The 19677-nt window shown below is 43.0% G+C and carries 23 protein-coding genes and 1 riboswitch; of the genes, 22 read left to right on the forward strand and 1 reads right to left on the reverse strand.

All coding sequences use genetic code 11. The annotated features are described in order from the left end of the window. Positions 1-40 precede the first annotated feature (40 nt). The 8 genes from AC0DBE_RS03620 to ribT all read left to right on the forward strand — a co-directional run bounded on the left by AC0DBE_RS03620 (position 41) and on the right by ribT (position 5752). Complete coding sequence (locus AC0DBE_RS03620; RefSeq protein WP_240508116.1) at positions 41-220, forward strand: hypothetical protein; 180 nt, start codon at positions 41-43, stop codon at positions 218-220. 63 nt (positions 221-283) lie between these two features. Further along, a complete protein-coding gene (gene sipS / locus AC0DBE_RS03625) occupies positions 284-838 on the forward strand; it encodes a signal peptidase I sipS (RefSeq protein ID WP_072183498.1) in 555 nt (184 codons plus the stop codon). Between the two features lie 237 nt (positions 839-1075). Then, a complete protein-coding gene (locus AC0DBE_RS03630) occupies positions 1076-1420 on the forward strand; it encodes a hypothetical protein (protein WP_003223922.1) in 345 nt (114 codons plus the stop codon). Between the two features lie 120 nt (positions 1421-1540). Further along, positions 1541-1685: riboswitch (FMN riboswitch) on the forward strand. 129 nt (positions 1686-1814) lie between these two features. Continuing rightward, a complete protein-coding gene (gene ribD, locus AC0DBE_RS03635) occupies positions 1815-2900 on the forward strand; it encodes a bifunctional diaminohydroxyphosphoribosylaminopyrimidine deaminase/5-amino-6-(5-phosphoribosylamino)uracil reductase RibD (RefSeq protein ID WP_014114256.1) in 1086 nt (361 codons plus the stop codon). Positions 2901-2910: 10 nt separating this feature from the next. Then, complete coding sequence (ribE, locus tag AC0DBE_RS03640; protein ID WP_014114255.1) at positions 2911-3558, forward strand: riboflavin synthase subunit alpha; 648 nt, start codon at positions 2911-2913, stop codon at positions 3556-3558. Positions 3559-3572: 14 nt separating this feature from the next. Continuing rightward, positions 3573-4769 carry a bifunctional 3,4-dihydroxy-2-butanone-4-phosphate synthase/GTP cyclohydrolase II gene (locus AC0DBE_RS03645; protein WP_014114254.1) on the forward strand — a complete coding sequence of 399 codons (1197 nt, stop codon included), beginning with the start codon at positions 3573-3575 and terminating at the stop codon, positions 4767-4769. 32 nt (positions 4770-4801) lie between these two features. Next, positions 4802-5266, forward strand: a complete 465-nt coding sequence (gene ribH / locus AC0DBE_RS03650; protein WP_003223915.1) for a 6,7-dimethyl-8-ribityllumazine synthase — start codon at positions 4802-4804, stop codon at positions 5264-5266. A gap of 111 nt (positions 5267-5377) precedes the next feature. Then, positions 5378-5752: a GNAT family N-acetyltransferase RibT gene (gene ribT / locus AC0DBE_RS03655; RefSeq protein WP_003223910.1), complete on the forward strand. Its 375-nt coding sequence runs from the start codon at positions 5378-5380 to the stop codon at positions 5750-5752. Between the two features lie 13 nt (positions 5753-5765). Here the strand turns inward: ribT and AC0DBE_RS03660 are convergent, their stop codons facing one another. Next, positions 5766-6290: a DUF309 domain-containing protein gene (locus AC0DBE_RS03660; RefSeq protein ID WP_014114253.1), complete on the reverse strand. Its 525-nt coding sequence runs from the start codon at positions 6288-6290 to the stop codon at positions 5766-5768. A 278-nt stretch (positions 6291-6568) separates the two neighbouring features. Here AC0DBE_RS03660 and scpA point away from each other — a divergent pair, with 278 nt between their 5' ends. The 14 genes from scpA (at position 6569) to AC0DBE_RS03730 (ending at position 19575) form a co-directional block, all read left to right on the forward strand. Further along, positions 6569-7324 (forward strand): segregation/condensation protein A, encoded by a 756-nt coding sequence (scpA, locus tag AC0DBE_RS03665; RefSeq protein ID WP_041521175.1) that lies wholly within the window; start codon positions 6569-6571, stop codon positions 7322-7324. Then, complete coding sequence (scpB, locus tag AC0DBE_RS03670; protein ID WP_003223904.1) at positions 7314-7907, forward strand: SMC-Scp complex subunit ScpB; 594 nt, start codon at positions 7314-7316, stop codon at positions 7905-7907. Before scpA ends, scpB begins: the two co-directional genes overlap by 11 nt. 54 nt (positions 7908-7961) lie before the next feature. Beyond that, the gene (locus tag AC0DBE_RS03675) at positions 7962-8501 is read left to right on the forward strand and encodes a YpuI family protein (RefSeq protein ID WP_014114251.1); all 540 of its coding nucleotides are present in this window, start codon (positions 7962-7964) and stop codon (positions 8499-8501) included. Between the two features lie 123 nt (positions 8502-8624). After that, positions 8625-9773, forward strand: coding sequence for a D-alanyl-D-alanine carboxypeptidase DacB (dacB, locus tag AC0DBE_RS03680; protein WP_061187615.1), 1149 nt, complete (start codon positions 8625-8627; stop codon positions 9771-9773). Next, positions 9761-10351 (forward strand): spore maturation protein SpmA, encoded by a 591-nt coding sequence (spmA, locus tag AC0DBE_RS03685; protein ID WP_014114249.1) that lies wholly within the window; start codon positions 9761-9763, stop codon positions 10349-10351. The genes dacB and spmA overlap by 13 nt, the downstream gene beginning before the upstream one ends. 4 nt (positions 10352-10355) lie before the next feature. After that, positions 10356-10892 (forward strand): spore maturation protein SpmB, encoded by a 537-nt coding sequence (gene spmB / locus AC0DBE_RS03690; protein WP_003223896.1) that lies wholly within the window; start codon positions 10356-10358, stop codon positions 10890-10892. 91 nt (positions 10893-10983) lie between these two features. Beyond that, positions 10984-11718, forward strand: a complete 735-nt coding sequence (rluB, locus tag AC0DBE_RS03695) for a 23S rRNA pseudouridine(2605) synthase RluB (protein WP_003223894.1) — start codon at positions 10984-10986, stop codon at positions 11716-11718. A 94-nt stretch (positions 11719-11812) separates the two neighbouring features. Continuing rightward, positions 11813-12355 carry a thiol-disulfide oxidoreductase ResA gene (gene resA, locus AC0DBE_RS03700; protein ID WP_472961110.1) on the forward strand — a complete coding sequence of 181 codons (543 nt, stop codon included), beginning with the start codon at positions 11813-11815 and terminating at the stop codon, positions 12353-12355. Beyond that, a complete protein-coding gene (gene resB / locus AC0DBE_RS03705) occupies positions 12352-13980 on the forward strand; it encodes a cytochrome c biogenesis protein ResB (RefSeq protein ID WP_014114246.1) in 1629 nt (542 codons plus the stop codon). Before resA ends, resB begins: the two co-directional genes overlap by 4 nt. A gap of 19 nt (positions 13981-13999) precedes the next feature. After that, entirely contained in the window at positions 14000-15175 is a 1176-nt protein-coding gene (gene resC / locus AC0DBE_RS03710; RefSeq protein WP_014114245.1) for a cytochrome c biogenesis protein ResC, read from the forward strand. 81 nt (positions 15176-15256) lie between these two features. Continuing rightward, the gene (gene resD, locus AC0DBE_RS03715; RefSeq protein ID WP_014114244.1) at positions 15257-15979 is read left to right on the forward strand and encodes a DNA-binding response regulator ResD; all 723 of its coding nucleotides are present in this window, start codon (positions 15257-15259) and stop codon (positions 15977-15979) included. Beyond that, on the forward strand, positions 15976-17745 hold the full coding sequence (resE, locus tag AC0DBE_RS03720) for a sensor histidine kinase ResE (protein ID WP_014114243.1): 1770 nt from the start codon (positions 15976-15978) through the stop codon (positions 17743-17745). Before resD ends, resE begins: the two co-directional genes overlap by 4 nt. Before the next feature lie 203 nt (positions 17746-17948). Further along, complete coding sequence (sigX, locus tag AC0DBE_RS03725) at positions 17949-18533, forward strand: RNA polymerase sigma factor SigX (protein WP_003223881.1); 585 nt, start codon at positions 17949-17951, stop codon at positions 18531-18533. Further along, entirely contained in the window at positions 18469-19575 is a 1107-nt protein-coding gene (locus AC0DBE_RS03730; RefSeq protein WP_041520988.1) for an Ig-like domain-containing protein, read from the forward strand. Before sigX ends, AC0DBE_RS03730 begins: the two co-directional genes overlap by 65 nt. The last annotated feature ends 102 nt before the right edge of the window (positions 19576-19677 follow it).

Here is a 19677-nt window from a genome sequence, read left to right on the forward strand (position 1 = left end):
AACTATGCGATTATTTCTTACGTTATTTTCGGATGATCATGTGTATGATACGAGTGCTGATGTCGATGTTCAGCCCGATTATGTTGAACTAATCAGCTGGAGTCCAATTTCCCAAGCGACATTTGATGCAGGACTGGTTGTGATCGACAAGAAAAAGATAGGCATGATTTGGGCAGAAGATGAAGATGAACAGATTGTAAAATCACTTCAATGGTCCTGATGGGATTTCTTTTTGATTCGTGATAACATAAATTGAAGATCGTTGTTTATTGGAGGAAATCAGTTGAAATCAGAAAATGTTTCGAAGAAAAAAACAATGTTAGAATGGGCAAAAGCAATTGTGATTGCTGTCGTCCTCGCTCTGCTCATCCGCAATTTTATTTTTGCGCCGTATGTCGTTGACGGAGACTCTATGTATCCTACACTTCATGACCGTGAAAGGGTTTTTGTCAATATGACAGTCAAATACATCGGCGAGTTTGATAGAGGAGACATCGTCGTATTAAACGGGGATGATGTTCACTATGTCAAACGGATTATCGGCCTGCCTGGAGATACTGTTGAAATGAAGAACGACCAGCTTTATATCAACGGGAAAAAGGTGCCCGAGCCTTATTTGGCAGCCAATAAAAAGAGAGCGAAGCAGGACGGTTATGACCATTTGACCGATGATTTCGGCCCGGTTAAAGTGCCTGATGACAAGTATTTTGTGATGGGTGACAACCGGCGGAACTCAATGGACAGCCGAAACGGGCTTGGCCTCTTCACGAAAAAACAAATTGCGGGCAAGTCTAAGTTTGTTTTCTTCCCGTTTAACGAAATGCGCAAAACAAATTAGGATCAAGCAGCTTCCTGAACAGGAGGCTGCTTTTTTTTATTTCTTTTTTCGTTCATCCCCCAAAACCAGAACATAAATTCGTATAACTATAGAAAAGAATTTTTTGCAGAAATGTGAAACATATTCCCGTTATGCATCGTTATATTAATAATTTACGAGACTTTACGGTTTTTTATTCATGAAAAAAAGGAATAACTCATATGAATGAATAGATTCATATTGGCTGGAGGTTTAAAAATGGGAAGAATAAAAACCAAGATTACCATTCTGTTAGTGCTTTTGCTTTTACTTGCAGGCGGTTATATGTACATAAATGATGTTGAGCTGAAGGATGTTCCGACAGCAATTGGACAAACCTTGTCCTCGGAAGAAGAGGAATACACCATCCAGGAATATAAAGTGACGGAAATTGATGGCTCAGAGTATCATGGCGAAGCAGAAAACGGCACGAAAATCATCTTCAACGGAAAAAAATTAAATCAGGATTTGTCTGATATAAAAGAAGGCGACAAGATTAAGGCATACTTCAGCAAATCAAAGCGGATCGATGGTTTAATCAAGGTTGCCAAAGTGAATGATTAACAAAACATCACCTTTCGGATCGAAGGGTGATGTTTTGTTTTTCTCAAATTGTAAGTTTATTTCATTGCGTACTTTAAAAAGGATCGCTATAATAGCCAATAAGGACAAATGAATAAAGATTGTATCCTTCGGGGCAGGGTGGAAATCCCGACCGGCGGTAGTAAAGCGAATTCGCTTTAGAGCCCGTGACCCGTGTGCATAAGCGTGCGGTGGATTCAGTTTAAGCTGAAGCCGACAGTGAAAGTCTGGATGGGAGAAGGATGATGAGCCGCTATGCAATTGTATCAAAAATGCATAGTGTTATTTCCTATTGCGTAAAATACCTAAAGCCCCGGATTTTTCATAAATTCGGGGCTTTTTTGACGGTAAATAACAAAAGAGGGGAGGGAAACAAATGGAAGAGTATTATATGAAGCTGGCATTAGATCTTGCGAAGCAGGGCGAAGGACAGACCGAATCCAATCCGCTCGTCGGCGCTGTTGTGGTAAAGGACGGACAAATTGTCGGAATGGGCGCCCATTTAAAATATGGCGAAGCTCATGCAGAAGTTCATGCCATCCATATGGCCGGATCCCATGCAAAGGGTGCGGATATTTACGTTACACTCGAACCGTGCAGCCATTACGGAAAAACACCGCCATGTGCAGAACTGATTATCAACTCTGGCATCAAAAGAGTGTTCGTGGCGATGAGAGATCCTAACCCGCTTGTGGCCGGAAGAGGGATCAGCATGATTGAAAAAGCCGGTATTGCAGTAGAGGAAGGCATCCTGGCTGACCAGGCGGAGAAGCTGAATGAAAAATTTCTGCACTTCATGAGGACAGGCCTTCCTTACGTCACACTAAAAGCTGCCGCAAGCCTTGACGGAAAGACAGCTACCAGCACGGGCGACAGCAAATGGATCACGTCAGAGGCTGCAAGACAGGATGCTCAGCAATACAGGAAAACACACCAAAGCATTTTAGTCGGAGTTGGCACTGTGATAGCTGACAATCCGAGTTTAACTTGCAGGCTGCCGGATGTGACAAAACAGCCGGTTCGGGTGATACTTGATACCGCACTCTCGATTCCTGAGGACACTCAAGTGATTTGCGATCAAGCAGCGCCGACATGGATTTTTACAACAACGCGCGCAGACGAGGAAAAGAAAAAACGGCTTTCAGCTTTAGGTGTGAACATATTTACGCTTGAAACTGAGCGCATTCAAGTTCCCGATGTTTTGAAAATCCTTGCGGAAGAAGGCATCATGTCGGTGTACGTGGAAGGCGGTTCAGCTGTTCACGGAAGCTTTGTAAAAGAAGGCTGTTTTCAAGAAATCATCTTCTATTTTGCCCCTAAACTAATCGGAGGAACGCATGCTCCCAGCTTAATCTCCGGTGAAGGTTTTCAATCAATGAAAGATGTCCCCTTATTACAATTCACTGATATAACCCAAATCGGCCGTGATATCAAACTGACGGCAAAACCGATAAACGAGTAGGATGGTGACCATGTTTACAGGAATTATTGAAGAAACAGGCACAATCGAATCCATGAAAAAAGCAGGGCATTCAATGGCCTTAACAATCAAATGCTCAAAGATTTTAGAGGATGTTCATCTGGGCGATAGCATTGCGGTGAACGGCATTTGTCTGACTGTCACTGATTTTACAAGAAATCAATTCACAGTGGATGTTATGCCTGAAACAGTCAAAGCTACGTCACTAAATGATTTATCAAAAGGAAGCAAAGTAAATCTGGAAAGAGCGATGGCGGCAAACGGCCGTTTCGGAGGCCATTTCGTCTCAGGGCATGTCGACGGAACTGCTGAAATTGCACGAATTGATGAGAAAAGCAACGCTGTTTACTATGATTTAAAGATGGACCCGTCTTTAACAAAAACACTGGTCTTAAAAGGATCAATTACCGTGGACGGCGTGAGCTTAACCATATTCGGGCTGACAGAAGACACAGTGACAATTTCTTTAATACCGCATACGATCAGCGAAACGATTTTTTCAGAAAAAACGATCGGCTCTAAAGTGAATATCGAATGCGATATGATCGGAAAATACATGTATCGATTTTTGCATAAATCCAATGAAAATAAGACCCAACAAACCATAACAAAAGCCTTCTTAAGCGAAAACGGCTTTTAGAGAGGAAGATTTGCATGTTTCATCCGATAGAAGAAGCACTAGATGCTTTAAAAAAAGGCGAAGTCATCATAGTTGTAGATGATGAAGACAGAGAAAATGAAGGAGACTTTGTGGCTCTTGCCGAGCATGCAACTCCAGAAGTCATTAACTTTATGGCTACACACGGAAGAGGGCTGATTTGCACGCCGCTCAGTGAGGAAATCGCAGACAAGCTTGATCTTCACCCTATGGTTGAGCATAATACAGATTCTCACCATACTGCATTTACGGTAAGCATTGACCACCGTAAAACGAAAACGGGTATCAGCGCTCAAGAAAGATCCTTTACCGTTCAAGCATTGCTGGACAGCAAATCCGTGCCGTCTGATTTTCAGCGTCCCGGGCACATTTTTCCGCTGATTGCGAAAAAAGGAGGTGTCCTGAAAAGAGCGGGTCATACAGAAGCTGCTGTTGATCTTGCCGAAGCCTGCGGATCTCAAGGAGCCGGCGTCATTTGTGAAATTATGAATGAAGACGGAACGATGGCGAGAGTGCCTGAGCTCATTGAAATTGCGAAAAAGCATCAATTAAAAATGATCACCATTAAAGATTTGATTCAATACCGTTACAATCTAACAACACTTGTCGAGCGTGAAGTCGACATTACGCTGCCTACTGATTTTGGCACATTCAAGGTTTACGGATACACAAATGAGGTAGACGGAAAAGAGCATGTCGCATTTGTGATGGGAGATGTGCCGTTCGGTGAAGAACCGGTATTGGTCCGGGTGCATTCAGAATGTCTCACAGGTGACGTGTTTGGATCTCATCGCTGTGACTGCGGCCCGCAGCTGCACGCCGCGCTGACGCAAATTGCCGCAGAAGGCCGGGGAGTGCTCTTGTATTTGCGCCAAGAAGGCCGAGGCATCGGTTTAATCAATAAATTAAAAGCTTATAAGCTTCAGGAACAAGGCTATGACACCGTAGAAGCCAATGAGGCGCTTGGATTCTTGCCTGACCTTCGCAACTATGGCATCGGTGCACAAATGTTACGCGACCTCGGTGTGCGGAATATGAAGCTTTTGACGAATAATCCGCGAAAAATCGCCGGCCTTGAAGGCTATGGGCTCAGCATTTCAGAAAGAGTGCCTCTTCAAATGGAAGCAAAAGAGCACAATAAAAAATATTTGCAAACCAAAATGAACAAGCTGGGTCATTTACTTCATTTCTAATCACAAATATCACAAAAAAGGATGGGAATCATATGAATATCATACAAGGAAATTTAGTTGGTACAGGTCTTAAAATCGGAATCGTAGTAGGAAGATTTAATGATTTTATTACAAGCAAGCTGCTGAGCGGTGCAGAAGATGCGTTGCTCAGACACGGTGTAGACACAAATGATATCGATGTGGCTTGGGTTCCAGGCGCATTTGAAATTCCGTTTGCTGCGAAAAAAATGGCGGAAACAAAAAAATATGACGCTATTATCACATTGGGCACTGTCATCAGAGGCGCGACGACACATTACGATTATGTCTGCAATGAAGCTGCAAAAGGCATCGCGCAAGCAGCAAACACTACTGGTGTACCTGTCATCTTTGGTATTGTGACAACTGAAAATATCGAACAGGCGATCGAGCGTGCCGGCACAAAAGCGGGCAACAAAGGTGTAGATTGTGCTGTTTCTGCCATAGAAATGGCAAATTTAAACCGTTCATTTGAATAATTTGCTGAAAACAGTTTAAAAATATGGCGAAAATGATATAATGTGAGAAAACGGATCACCTATTCGTATCCGTTAATAGCAGACTGGACATTTTGATATAGAGGGGTTTTTATGTTAATTCGTTATAAAAAATCGTTTGAAAAGATTGCGATGGGACTTCTTTCGTTCATGCCGAATGAAAAAGACCTTAAGCAGCTTCAGCAGACAATTAAGGACTACGAAACGGATACAGACCGCCAGCTCTTTCTTTGGAAAGAGGACGAGGATATCGTCGGAGCAATCGGAGTCGAAAAAAAGGATTCTGAAGTTGAGATCCGGCATATCAGTGTAAATCCTTCTCATCGCCATCAAGGAATCGGAAAACAGATGATGGATGCTTTAAAGCATTTATTCAAAACGCAGGTACTGGTTCCAAATGAATTAACGCAGAGCTTTTTCGAACGTTGTCAAGGTCAGCAAGATCAAGACATTTCATACAATAATTAAGCAGAGGCTGAAATCAGCCTCTGCTTTTTTTTCTCCGTTCTATTTCTTTTTCACGTTCAAGGATGACGTCAGTCCGATCCCGCAAACGGTGCTTGTCGATAAGAAACGTATCGGTGAGTGTGCTGGGCTGCCCCCATGTGTACTCTTTTTTCTTGCATTCAATTCGGCATGCTTCCTCCAGCTTCTCATCTTTGATCGGCAGCATAATGCTTTCATAGGAAGAGCCCGTTTCAATTTGTTCGTAAACCGACTGCATAAGCTCGAGTAAGCGACTATGATCAAGCCCCAAGCCTTCGACCGCTTGTTTTTCCGCTTGAAGAATTCGGATGCTGTTCGCCATCAGTCTTTTTGCCCCGGCTGTATTTTGCCTTCTGTGATGATACAAAGCAACCGCAAGCTGAATAAAGCCGACCCAATAAACTTTTCGATTGTTTGGCGGATCTTCCTTCCAATATTCTTCTAATATTTCATGGCATTCAAAATAATCCCGTGTCGCGTGAAATTCAACGAGATAATCGATATAAGCTTTCGGATACAAGATGCTTCCTCCTTTAATCTGCCTTTAGTGTAACACAGGAAGGAGAGAAGGAAAAAGAACGCTTAGCCCGACATTGAAAGGGGAACCGCCGCTAAGACTTTTTTCTCCTGCCTCCTTTGTTATAGTCTGAGCGAACGCCTTTTTTGTTTTGAATATTCTGTACAAACCGCTTTAAAACAGGAAATGAAATAGTATTGGACGAGAGCTTTTTGGTGGCTTATACTAAAGGATAGCCAGTTTATCTGGCAATGAGAGTGATACTTGAAAATGGTGAGATGATGGAAGAATATCAAGTGAAAATTGATACGTTTGAAGGCCCATTGGACCTTCTGCTTCATTTAATCAATCGTCTTGAAATTGACATATATGATATACCTGTGGCGAAGATCACTGAACAATATTTATTATATGTACATACGATGCGTGTGCTTGAGCTCGATATTGCCAGCGAATATTTGGTCATGGCTGCCACGCTGCTCAGCATTAAAAGCAGAATGCTGCTCCCGAAGCAAGAGGAGGAGCTTTTTGAAGATGAATTACTTGAAGAAGAAGATCCACGGGAAGAATTGATTGAAAAGCTGATCGAGTATAGAAAATATAAAGATGCGGCGAAGGATTTAAAAGAACGGGAAGAAGAAAGACAAAAATCGTTCACAAAACCGCCGAGTGATTTGAGCGAATATGCAAAAGAAGTAAAACAGTCTGAGCAAAAGCTCTCTGTCACGGTCTATGATATGATCGGGGCTTTTCAAAAAGTGCTGAAACGCAAAAAAATAACTAGGCCGATGGAAACAACAATTACCAGACAGGAAATACCAATCGAAGACAGAATGAACGAAATCGTGCACAGCCTGAAATCAAGAGGAACGAGAATCAACTTTATGGACCTGTTTCCATTTGAGCAAAAAGACCATTTGGTTGTGACTTTTCTAGCCGTTCTCGAGCTGATGAAAAATCAGCTGGTTCTCATTGAACAGGAACACAATTTTTCAGATATTTACATTACGGGGAGTGAATCCATTCATGGGGCTTGATATCGTGAATTGGAAAGCTATTGTGGAGGCCCTTCTTTATGCGGCAGGCGATGAAGGGCTCACAAAAAAGCAGCTGTTAACAGTGCTTGAAATCGAAGAGCCAGAACTGAACACCATCATGGCGGATGTGGCGGACGAATACCGCGGGGATACAAGGGGCATTGAACTTATTGAATATGCAGATACGTACATGCTCTCTACTAAAAAAGACTTTGCGCCATACTTGAAAAAACTGATTGAAGTGCCATCAAAGGGCCTTTCTCAAGCATCTTTAGAAGTGTTGGCCATTGTTTCATATAAACAGCCGATTACGAGAGCAGAAATTGAAGAAATCAGAGGTGTAAAATCAGAGCGGATTTTACACAGCCTTGTCGCGAAGGCGCTATTGTGTGAAGTCGGACGGGCTGACGGTCCGGGCCGGGCTATTTTATACGGCACAACGCCGACTTTTCTTGAACAATTTGGTCTGAAAACGCTGGACGAGCTTCCGCCGCTGCCCGAAAATGCGGAAGAAGACGTTCTTCAAGAAGAAGCAGATTTATTTTTTGAAAACTTTAACCAAACCTTCGAAGATATAAAATAGAAGTTTAATGAATCGCGCTTTTTCATCATCATAAGATATAAGGAAGAAGCTATCATGAAAGAAGCAAAATGTGAGAGACAAAGACATGAGGGGAAGATACCAAACGAAATGGGACATTCGATTGTGCGAGCGCAGACTCAAAAAACAGGCGAATTCTTATCAATGGTTGTCAATACCGTTAACGATTACCTAAATCAAACGACGCTGGAGTCCTTACAGGCTGAATTGCCTACTGAGAAAGGATACTGCTGTGATGTGCTGAGCACTCTGAGAAGAATGACAGTATTTTGTGAAGGAGGCGCAGAAGCGTGCCGCCGTCTCCTGATGCAGGAGCCTTTTCAGGAAGCCAGAGCGGAAAAAACACTTTATAATGTGTATCACCAATGCATCGAAGAGTTCTTTATGCCGAAAAAAGACACGTGGTGTGAAAATAGCCGGGCATCTTATACCGGGGTCAGCGCAATTGAGTTTTACCATGCTGTTCCTGCGTCGCTTGAGCAATTATTATTGCCGCTGAGCGCAGCCTTTCTGAAGATGAGGGAAGAGCTGGCCCATTACGAAACGTCCGGATCAAGCATGGCTCCAATCAGATAACTTTTACTCTCCCTTTTTCAGGGAGAGTTTTTTTTATGTTTACCTGCAGATATATAATTGTTATTCATAACTGGTGGACATGCGCATAAACTTGTACAAACCACCACAAGGACGTGAGCAAACATGCGCATTTTCAAAAAAGCAGTATTCATGGTCATGATTTCTTTTCTTATTGCAAATGTAAATGTGAACACAGCACATGCTGCTATAGATGTCAGTGCAAAAAGCGCGATCGTTATTGACGGAGCGTCAGGCAGAGTGTTATTTGCCAAGGATGAGCATGAAAAAAGGCGGATTGCAAGCATCACAAAAATCATGACGGCCGTTCTCGCCATCGAATCCGGCAAAATGGATGAAACGGTGACAGTGTCCGCAAATGCTGTCAGAACAGAAGGCTCTGCCATTTATTTAACAGAGGGGCAAAAAGTGAAATTAAAAGATCTTGTGTATGGCCTGATGCTGAGATCGGGAAACGACGCCGCTGTCGCAATTGCTGAACATGTCGGTGGAAGCCTCGATGGATTTGTTTATATGATGAATCAAAAAGCTGAGCAGCTTGGCATGGAGAATACCCGTTTTCAAAACCCGCACGGATTGGACGACCATGAAAATCATTATTCAACAGCTTATGACATGGCCATTTTAACCAAATATGCTATGAAGCTGAAAGACTATCAAAAGATTTCTGGTACGAAAATATACAAAGCAGAAACGATGGAAAGCGTCTGGAAAAACAAAAATAAACTGCTGACCATGCTTTATCGATACAGCACAGGAGGAAAAACAGGATATACAAAACTTGCAAAACGGACACTGGTCTCAACAGCTTCAAAGGACGGCATTGACCTGATAGCCGTCACCATAAATGACCCTAACGATTGGGATGATCATATGAAGATGTTTAACTATGTGTTTGATCATTATCAAACCTATTTAATCGCGAAAAAAGGGGACATTCCAAAGCTGAAAGGCACATTTTATGAATCGAAGGCTTTTATCAAACGTGATATCACCTATTTGCTAACCGAAGAGGAAAAAGAAGATGTCAACATTAAAACCACGCTCCTTAAGCCGAAAAAAACATGGGAAAAAGACGCCTCAAAAATTCCCGACATCGTAGGGCATATGAAGATCATGTTCAACGATGAAACGATCGCAAAAGTGCCGATCTATTATGAAAATGAACGACATCAAAAACCGAAAAAACAATTTTTTGAAACGTTTAAATCAATCTTTCTGAATGCAGCTGGCGGGGCAAAATGGTCAATATAATTTGGGTCAGCTTAACTGTGATCGGACTTGTTTTTGCGATGTGCAACGGAACTCTGCAAGATGTAAATGAAGCCGTATTTAAGGGTGCGAAGGAAGCTGTTACGATTTCATTCGGACTGATGAGCGTGCTTGTTTTCTGGCTTGGTTTAATGAAAATAGCCGAGCAGTCAGGGCTTTTGGATATTTTCAGCCGGATGTGCAGGCCTTTTATATCTAAGCTGTTCCCTGATATACCACCGGATCACCCGGCGATGGGCTACATTTTATCGAATCTCATGGCGAACTTCTTCGGTCTCGGGAATGCAGCAACTCCGCTTGGCATTAAAGCAATGGAGCAAATGAAAAAGCTGAATGGAAACCGAACGGAAGCAAGCCGGTCGATGATTACTTTTTTAGCGGTGAATACGTCCTGCATCACCCTCATTCCGACAACCGTAATCGCTGTTCGAATGGCTTATTCCTCCAAAACGCCGACAGATATCGTCGGACCTAGTATTTTAGCGACACTTATTTCCGGAATCGGCGCCATTATCATTGACCGGTATTTTTATTACCGCCGCAAAAAGAAGGGAAGGTGAGCGGATGGAAATCATCAACTGGCTGTCTTTAGCCATGATTCCGATCATAATTGCCGGAATTCTTCTTTATGGAACTATTAAAAAGGTTCCCACATATGAATCGTTCGTCGAAGGCGGAAAAGAAGGGATAGAAATCGCCTTTTCCATTATCCCCTACTTAGTCGGAATGCTTGTCGCCATAACTGTTTTCAGATCATCAGGCGCGCTTGATTTTATAATGGACCTTTTAAAACCGGTTTTCTCTGCTATCGGCATCCCCGCTGAAGTAGTGCCGCTTGCGCTGATCCGCCCGATTTCCGGTACGGCCGCACTCGGCATGACGACAGATTTAATTGCAGTATACGGACCCGATTCCTTTATCGGCAGGCTGGCTTCGGTCATGCAGGGATCAACAGATACAACGCTTTACGTACTGACTGTGTATTTCGGAGCGGTCGGCATCAAAAAAATGGGTGATGCATTAAAGGTGGGACTTCTGGCTGATTTAATCGGCGTAGTTGCATCTATCATCATCGTTACGTTATTATTTGGGAGCGCCTGAAAACGGCGTTTTTTTTGGATTTGGCATAGGAATTTGAAAAAGCTTGTTTGTTAAGGTTGAAAAAAGTAAGATAATACTTGAGGTGAAAGACATGGAAAGACTGCAAAAAGTGATTGCTCATGCCGGAGTTGCATCGCGCAGAAAGGCAGAAGAGCTGATTAAAGAAGGAAAAGTAAAGGTGAATGGCAAAGTAGTAACAGAGCTTGGTGTAAAGGTTACCGGTTCTGATCAGATTGAGGTAAACGGGTTAAAGGTTGAACGCGAAGAGCCGGTTTACTTTCTCTTATATAAACCAAGAGGCGTTATTTCTGCAGCCCAAGATGACAAAGGGCGCAAAGTCGTGACGGACTTTTTTAAAGAAGTCCCGCAGCGCATTTACCCGATTGGGCGTCTGGATTATGATACGAGCGGTCTTTTGCTTTTAACCAATGACGGCGAGTTTGCCAATAAGCTGATGCACCCTAAGTATGAAATAGACAAAACATACGTGGCGAAGGTGAAAGGCATCCCGCCTAAAGAGCTGCTCAGAAAGCTGGAGCGCGGCATCAGGCTTGAAGAAGGCAAAACGGCGCCTGCTAAAGCGAAGCTGCTGTCTTTGGATAAGAAAAAGCAAACAAGCATTATTCAGCTGACGATTCATGAAGGACGCAACAGACAGGTGCGCCGCATGTTCGAAGCGATCGGGCATGAGGTAATCAAGCTGAAGCGTGAAGAATACGCGTTTTTAAACCTGCGAGGCTTGCACACGGGAGATGCCAGAGAGCTAACACCGCATGAAGTCAAAAGGCTCAGAGCGCTGGCGGATCACGGTAAAAACGCTTTCTAAATTTCACATAACCTTCAAAAAGTAAGAAATGTGAAATGAACGTGCAATGATATAATTGAATGGATCTGCAATAGGGGGAAGGGGGCAGTGGACAATGAAGAAGAAAAAAAGGCGTTTATTCATTCGGACCGGCATCCTTCTCGTTTTAATCTGTGCACTTGGCTATACCATTTACAACGCTGTATTTGCCGGTAAAGAGAGTATATCCGAAGGGTCCGATGCACCGAATTTTGTCCTAGAAGATACGAATGGGAAACGTGTCGAGCTCAGTGACTTAAAGGGGAAAGGTGTTTTTTTGAATTTCTGGGGTACATGGTGTGAACCGTGCAAAAAAGAATTTCCTTATATGGCGAACCAATATAAGCATTTTAAAGACCAAGGTGTTGAAATTGTCGCGGTAAATGTTGGGGAGTCAAAGATAGCAGTACATAATTTTATGAAATCCTACGGAGTCAATTTTCCGGTTGTTCTGGATACAGATCGCCAAGTGCTTGATGCCTATGACGTATCTCCGCTTCCGACAACCTTTTTAATCAATCCGGAAGGAAAAGTTGTCAAGGTGGTGACCGGCACTATGACAGAAAGCATGATACACGATTATATGAATCTGATTAAACCCGGAGAGACTTCGGGATGAAGCAAGTCAAATGTGAATGCGGACATGTAAACCCGGTCGGAACCGTTCTATGTGAATCGTGCGGAAGAGCTCTCCAAGAAACTCAGCCTCCGCTTGCTGATATGAGATATGACGGAAGTGCAAGACGTTCACAAACCTATAACAAAACGATCATCGATAAAATTTGGAATTTCTTTTCTTCGGTTAAGGTGGGAATATGGCTTATCGTCATAACCCTTGCCGCATCAGCGTTCGGCACCATTTTTCCCCAAGAAGCTTATTTGCCTCCGGGCGCACAGGCTGATACTTATTACAAAGAGCAGTACGGCACGTTCGGCCAGCTTTATTATTTGCTCGGGTTTCATCATTTATATGGATCTTGGTGGTACCTGTTGCTCATTGCCTCGATCGGCATTTCACTTGTGATTTGCAGCCTCGACCGGGTCATTCCATTATACAGAGCGTTAAAAAACCAAGGTGTCAGAAGGAGTCCTGCTTTTTTAAGAAGGCAGCGCTTGTTCAGTGAAACGGATACTGTACTAGACGGGGAAGCAAAAGAAAAGATTGCTGCTCTCTTAAAGAAAAAGCATTATAGAATCAGAGAAAAAGAGGGCAGCATTCTTGCCGAAAAAGGGCGTTTTTCTCGCTGGGGCCCGTATGTCAACCACATTGGATTGATTATCTTTCTGATCGGTGCGATGCTGAGATTTGTGCCTGGCATGTACGTCGATGAGACGCTTTGGGTCAGAGAAGGCGAAACTGCAGCAATTCCGGGAACAGACGGAAAATATTATTTGAAAAACAATCAATTCAGCGTAGAGACCTATAACAGTAAAACAGAAAAAAAGGTATTCGCAGATGCCATTGACAGAGTCGGGGACGGGAGAGTAGCAAAGAACTTTCAAACAGATGCCGTACTTTACAAGAGAGAAGGAAAAATTGTTTATGGCGAGAAACCGAAGCTGAAAAAAGTAACAGAAGAGGACATCCGTGTCAATCAGCCGCTGCGTTTTGATTCCTTTTCCGTTTACCAGGTGGATTATAAAGAGAATCAGCTTGATCAAATGGTGTTCCAGTTAATAGACAAAAAAACAAAAAAATCCTTTGGGAGCTTGAAGATCAACCTTCTGGATCCAGATTCGGTTTATGATCTTGGTAACGGTTACAAAGTTGAAATTGCCAGCTACCTGCCAGACTTCTATTTTAATCAGGATGGAGAGCCTAGCACAAAAACAAAAATCCCTAACAACCCGGCTTTTGTCTTTAATATCATAACGCCAGACAAACCGAAGGGTGAAAAAAGCTTTGTTGCCATCCAAGAAACGATCGAAGGCTCCGGCAGCAATAAATACAAGCTGAAATTTGACCATGTTGAAACGAAAAACATTACCGGACTTACAGTCAGAAAGGATCTGACACTCTGGGTGCTTGCCGTCGGCGGAGCCATTTTTATGATCGGTGTCATTCAAGGTATGTACTGGCAGCACCGAAGAATCTGGCTGCACTCGCAGGACGGCGCAGTCATGGTGGCGGGGCATACGAATAAAAACTGGTATGGCCTGAAGAAGGATTTAGCCTTTGTATTGGCTGATTCCGGACTGACTGAACCGGAAGACCAAAAAGAATTAATCAAAACACAGAAATAGGCGAAAAGGGAGTGATGTCATGGCAGAGCTGAGCGGAAATTTTCTTTATGCGGCCTTTCTTGTGTATTTAATCGCTGTCCCGATTTTCGGCGGGGCCATACGCGGAAATAAAGATAAAAAGGGCAAGCCAAACCGATGGGCCAATATTGGAATCACTCTTTCTATTATCGGTTTTCTCTGCCACTTGGGATATTTCATCACTAGGTGGGCTGCCAGCGGCCATGCGCCTGTCAGCAATATGTTTGAATTCACCACCGCCTTTGGCATGATGCTTGTTTTGGCGTTTATTATTTTATATTTTATCTATAGATTGCCTTCATTGGGCCTGTTTACGCTGTCAATCGCTTTATTGCTGATCGCTTATGCAAGCATGTTTCCGACGGATATCTCACCCTTAATTCCGTCACTGCAGAGCAATTGGCTGTATATTCACGTAACAACAGCCGCGCTTGGGCAAGCTATACTTGCCATCAGCTTTGTCGCAGGTGTCATCTTTCTTTTAAAGCATGTAGACCAGACAAAACCAAGCAAAAAAACGTTCTGGCTTGAAGCGATTATGTTTATCCTGGTCACAACTGTCGCCTTTATTGCGATCACATCAGCATTTCGTATTGCAGGCTATGAAGCGGAGTTTAACTGGGTGGATAAAAATAAAGAAAAAAGCGTGATGGTGTACGAAATGCCTGCGCTTGTCGGCCCGCATCAGGGGGAGCTTTTGACCGAGGGGAGAATGGAGCCGCTTGCTGAGCTGCCTGCCCTTTTCTCAGGCAGAAAGGTGAACACCGTCATTTGGTCATTTGGAGCAGGGCTTGTTTTGTATGGCGCGCTTCGTCTGATCATCAGAAAAAGAATCAGCGCTCTGTTACATCCGCTGGTGAAAAACGTCAATCTTGATCTGGTGGATGAGGTTGGGTACAGGGCCGTTTCAATCGGGTTTCCAATCTTTACGCTCGGCGCGCTGATCTTTGCGATGATTTGGGCTCAGCTCGCGTGGACCAGATTTTGGGGCTGGGACCCGAAGGAAGTATGGGCGCTGATCACGTTTTTGTTCTATGCCGCTTACTTGCATTTAAGACTGTCAAGAGGCTGGCACGGTGAGAAGTCAGCATGGCTGGCCGTAATCGGTTTTGCTATTATTATGTTTAATTTAATATTCGTAAATCTAGTGCTTGCCGGACTTCATTCTTATGCATAGTCCTTAGAAAGCGACACAGTTCTCAAACTTTCTCATGATTTGATAAAATGAAAGTAACAGAAGGAAAGCAGGGGGAAAACGATGGACCAAACGAACGAAACCAAAATATTAGTAGTTGATGACGAAGCCAGAATTCGCCGCCTTTTAAGAATGTACCTTGAACGTGAAAATTATGTCATAGACGAAGCGGAAAATGGTGATGAAGCCATTGCCAAAGGGCTTGAAGCCAATTATGACTTAATTTTGCTTGATCTGATGATGCCGGGGACTGACGGAATTGAAGTGTGCCGGCAAGTTCGGGAAAAAAAAGCGACACCAATCATCATGCTGACTGCAAAAGGAGAAGAAGCAAACCGGGTGCAGGGATTTGAAGCGGGAACAGATGATTATATTGTCAAGCCATTCAGCCCGAGAGAAGTCGTGTTGCGGGTAAAAGCCCTTTTGAGAAGAGCATCCCAAACCTCTTATTTGAATGCCAATACACCGACGAAAAATGTGCTAGTGTTTTCACATCTGTCCATTGACCATGATGCCCATCGCGTAACGGCTGATGGAACAGAAGTAAGCCTGACGCCGAAAGAGTATGAGCTCCTATACTTCTTAGCAAAAACACCTGACAAAGTGTATGATCGGGAAAAGCTTCTGAAAGAAGTGTGGCAATATGAGTTTTTTGGTGATCTGCGGACAGTAGACACTCACGTCAAACGCCTGAGAGAGAAGCTGAACAAGGTATCTCCGGAAGCTGCGAAAAAAATTGTCACCGTATGGGGCGTGGGCTATAAATTCGAGGTAGGCACTGAATGAAATTTTGGAAAAGCGTAGTAGGCAAGCTGTGGTTTACGATCCTTTCACTTGTCTTGATCGTATTGTTCATTTTAACGGTTCTTTTGCTGGAATTTATTGAGAATTATCACGTGGAAGAAGCCGAGAATGATTTAACACAGCTTGCGAATAAAGTTGCTGTCATCCTAGAAAATCACGAGGATCAGGCACTGGCAAGATCAATCACTTGGGAGCTCGCTGATAACTTAACAAGCATTGCCATTATTCAGGATGAGAAAAAGTACTGGTATTCTCCGAATGATAAAAATCGCCTGTCGTCCATTACGGTTGAACAAATACAGCATGACAAAGACTTAAATAAAGCTCTCCAAGACCATAAAAAAGTAAGCAAACGAACGGGGTTGAGCGATACAGACACGGATAATGAACGTCTGATTGTAGGTGTCCCGTATGAAAAAGACGGAAAGAAAGGCATGGTCTTTTTATCTCAGTCTTTGCTTGCCGTTAAAGATACAACAAAACACACGACCCGCTATATTTTCCTGGCCGCGGGGATTGCGATTGTACTGACCACGTTTTTCGCTTTCTTCTTATCAAGCAGGGTCACGTATCCGCTCCGAAAAATGAGAGAAGGCGCACAGGATTTGGCGAAGGGCAAGTTCGATACAAAAATCCCGATTTTAACCCAGGATGAAATCGGTGAACTGGCAACCGCTTTTAATCAAATGGGCCGGCAGCTTAACTTTCATATTAATGCGCTCAATCAAGAAAAAGAGCAGCTATCTAACATTTTGAGCAGTATGGCTGACGGGGTCATTACCATTAATATCGACGGTACAATTCTTGTGACAAACCCTCCGGCTGAACGTTTTCTTCAGGCTTGGTATTATGAGCAGAATATGAATATCAAAGAAGGCGATAACCTTCCGCCTGAAGCAAAAGAGCTGTTTCAAAACGCTGTCAGCACTGAAAAAGAACAAATGATTGAGATGACACTGCAAGGCAGATCATGGGTGCTCTTGATGTCGCCGCTTTATGCGGAATCGCATGTCAGAGGGGCGGTTGCCGTGCTGCGCGACATGACTGAAGAACGCCGCCTAGATAAGCTGCGTGAGGACTTTATCGCAAATGTCAGCCATGAGTTGAGAACACCGATCTCTATGCTCCAGGGATACAGTGAAGCAATTGTCGATGACATTGCAAGCTCCGAAGAAGATCGGAAAGAAATTGCTCAAATCATTTATGACGAATCGTTGCGAATGGGCCGTCTAGTCAATGATTTGCTTGATTTAGCCCGAATGGAATCAGGCCATACAGGCTTGCATTATGAAAAAATCAATGTCAATGAATTTTTAGAGAAGATCATTCGGAAGTTTTCCGGTGTTGCTAAAGAAAAAAATATAAGTTTACATCAAGACATTTCTCTCACAGAAGAGGAATTTATGTTTGATGAGGACAAGATGGAACAGGTATTTACCAACTTGATCGATAACGCGCTGCGGCATACTTCATCCGGCGGCAGTGTTTCCATTGCAGTCCATTCTGTGAAGGATGGATTGAAAATTGATATCAAAGACTCTGGATCCGGCATTCCGGAAGAAGATCTGCCATTTATCTTTGAGCGGTTCTATAAAGCAGATAAAGCGCGAACAAGAGGCAGAGCAGGAACCGGGCTTGGGCTGGCTATCGTTAAAAATATCGTGGAAGCCCACAACGGATCGATTACGGTGCACAGTCGAATGGATAAAGGAACGACATTTACATTTTATATTCCGACAAAACCATAAAATCGAGTCTGAATTTGCCGAAGAATCTTGTTCCATAAGAAACACCCGCTAATCGAGCGGGTGTTTTTTTAAAAGCCAACATTAATAAAATTTAAGGATATGTTAATATAAATTCCCTTCCAAATTCCAGTTTCTCGTAATATAGTTGTAATGTAACTTTTCAAGCTATTAATACGACAAAAAAGTGAACGGAGGGGTTTCAAATGGAAGAAACCTTTCAATTGTTATATGACACATATCATCAAGATTTGTACCAATTTTTATTTTATATGGTAAAGGATAAAAGCCAGGCAGAAGATCTTCTTCAGGAGGTTTATATCCGGGTATTAAATTCTTATCATACGTTTGAAGGAAGAAGCAGTGAAAAAACATGGCTTTTGTCGATCGCGCGCCATGTTGCGATAGACTGGTTCCGTAAACAGCAGACGATCAGACAGCGTATACTCGGCACATTTGATTGGGATACACAAGATGTCAGAGATCAGCAATTGCTTCCGGACGAACTTGCGGTTCAACATGAAAATGTTCGGGAAATTTATGCTGCGCTTGATCAATGCACGATCGATCAAAGAGCTGTGATTATCTTGCGGTTTATTCAGGGATATTCAATTCAGGAAACAGCCAATGCTCTGCGCTTCTCGGAAAGCAAAGTCAAAACGACCCAACACAGAGGGCTCAAAGTACTTCGGAAACATATGGAGCTTTTGAGGGAGGAGCTAATGGATGATGAAGTCAGAATGGAACGAAGAACAGATAAAGGAGTTGTTAAGTCAACTTCCGGCAGTTAAAGACCATCGTTCGCCTCAGGATATTTACAAGCGGCTGACGATGGCAAAAAGCAAAAAAAAGCCCGCTGTTAGGTGGATTGGCCCCGCGTGTGCCGCTGCAATTGCGGTTTTTATCGCCTTCATTATTTCTCCTCATTTCTTTGACCAGGCACAGCCTCAACAAAAAGAAGCGTCCCAAGAGAACGCTGTAACGAAAACTGAGACAGCAGACAGCCCAAAAGCTGCTTCATCCCTGGATCAGACTTCATTTGTTGTTCCTGAAAAGGAACAGAACAATTACATCACTGTAGCGATTGCTGATGCCGAAACATCTGCAATTATACCCATCAGCATCAAAAAAACAAACGCAGACCAAACGATACAGGATATGCTGTTTGAAAGTGGTGAACTGGGTATCCTTGATCATGCCATTACGATCCCCTCCTTCATAGATGAAGTGGAGGTAAAGGAAAATCAAAGGCAAAAGGAATTAAGTATACGAGTCCATCAGCCCATTGAGGCTTTTTCAGTAAAAGATGATACACTGTTAAAAAAAATGTTGAAAGAATCCTTAAAATGGAGTCCTTATGAAAAAGTCAAATTTTTATCGGATCAAAATGAGGGCGGTGCAATCATTGGCTCATATGGAACTTACACGGAAATCCGTATTCCAAAACAGTCGAAAAGAGCCTATTACTTGTACCAAAATAAACAAGGACAAGACTTTCTCGTTCCGTCAGACAAAACATTTGATACAGTAAAAGAAGCGATTAAGGATATGGAATCGAGCAGCCAAAAAGAGACAACACCTCTAATTCAAGCGGGTGCAGTCCAATCTGTAACGAAGAAACAGAAACACTTATATATCCGTTTCTCAAAAGACTCAGAAGTTGACGATTCTATTGCCGGTATCTTAATGCTTGAGGGACTTCTTTTAACAGCTAAAGAGTTTGGCTTTACAGAAGTGACTTTTACGGAAACCAGAACAAGAAAAATCGGCAGATATGACGTATCAGATGCAATTTCGGTACCAGCTGCTCCAAATCCGATTTCCTTAAACTAAAAAAGGGCCTTTTCAGGCTCTTTTTTAGTTGTGATTCATATAATAGAAATTTTCAAAAAAATAGTTGTGCGTGTATAATAAAACAAGGTAACGATTGAAAGG

The organism is Bacillus sp. VA15 (genome assembly GCF_055721145.1).

What these genes read in the sequence shown, in the direction of transcription:
- AC0DBE_RS03630 (WP_003223922.1), top strand. Translation starts at nt 1,076, where the DNA reads ATGGGAAGAATAAAAACCAAGATTACCATTCTGTTAGTGCTTTTGCTT.
- ribD (WP_014114256.1), top strand. Translation starts at nt 1,815, where the DNA reads ATGGAAGAGTATTATATGAAGCTGGCATTAGATCTTGCGAAGCAGGGC.
- ribE (WP_014114255.1), top strand. Translation starts at nt 2,911, where the DNA reads ATGTTTACAGGAATTATTGAAGAAACAGGCACAATCGAATCCATGAAA.
- AC0DBE_RS03645 (WP_014114254.1), top strand. Translation starts at nt 3,573, where the DNA reads ATGTTTCATCCGATAGAAGAAGCACTAGATGCTTTAAAAAAAGGCGAA.
- ribH (WP_003223915.1), top strand. Translation starts at nt 4,802, where the DNA reads ATGAATATCATACAAGGAAATTTAGTTGGTACAGGTCTTAAAATCGGA.
- ribT (WP_003223910.1), top strand. Translation starts at nt 5,378, where the DNA reads ATGTTAATTCGTTATAAAAAATCGTTTGAAAAGATTGCGATGGGACTT.
- scpA (WP_041521175.1), top strand. Translation starts at nt 6,569, where the DNA reads ATGGAAGAATATCAAGTGAAAATTGATACGTTTGAAGGCCCATTGGAC.
- scpB (WP_003223904.1), top strand. Translation starts at nt 7,314, where the DNA reads ATGGGGCTTGATATCGTGAATTGGAAAGCTATTGTGGAGGCCCTTCTT.
- AC0DBE_RS03675 (WP_014114251.1), top strand. Translation starts at nt 7,962, where the DNA reads ATGAAAGAAGCAAAATGTGAGAGACAAAGACATGAGGGGAAGATACCA.
- dacB (WP_061187615.1), top strand. Translation starts at nt 8,625, where the DNA reads ATGCGCATTTTCAAAAAAGCAGTATTCATGGTCATGATTTCTTTTCTT.
- spmA (WP_014114249.1), top strand. Translation starts at nt 9,761, where the DNA reads ATGGTCAATATAATTTGGGTCAGCTTAACTGTGATCGGACTTGTTTTT.
- spmB (WP_003223896.1), top strand. Translation starts at nt 10,356, where the DNA reads ATGGAAATCATCAACTGGCTGTCTTTAGCCATGATTCCGATCATAATT.
- rluB (WP_003223894.1), top strand. Translation starts at nt 10,984, where the DNA reads ATGGAAAGACTGCAAAAAGTGATTGCTCATGCCGGAGTTGCATCGCGC.
- resA (WP_472961110.1), top strand. Translation starts at nt 11,813, where the DNA reads ATGAAGAAGAAAAAAAGGCGTTTATTCATTCGGACCGGCATCCTTCTC.
- resB (WP_014114246.1), top strand. Translation starts at nt 12,352, where the DNA reads ATGAAGCAAGTCAAATGTGAATGCGGACATGTAAACCCGGTCGGAACC.
- resC (WP_014114245.1), top strand. Translation starts at nt 14,000, where the DNA reads ATGGCAGAGCTGAGCGGAAATTTTCTTTATGCGGCCTTTCTTGTGTAT.
- resD (WP_014114244.1), top strand. Translation starts at nt 15,257, where the DNA reads ATGGACCAAACGAACGAAACCAAAATATTAGTAGTTGATGACGAAGCC.
- resE (WP_014114243.1), top strand. Translation starts at nt 15,976, where the DNA reads ATGAAATTTTGGAAAAGCGTAGTAGGCAAGCTGTGGTTTACGATCCTT.
- sigX (WP_003223881.1), top strand. Translation starts at nt 17,949, where the DNA reads ATGGAAGAAACCTTTCAATTGTTATATGACACATATCATCAAGATTTG.
- AC0DBE_RS03730 (WP_041520988.1), top strand. Translation starts at nt 18,469, where the DNA reads ATGATGAAGTCAGAATGGAACGAAGAACAGATAAAGGAGTTGTTAAGT.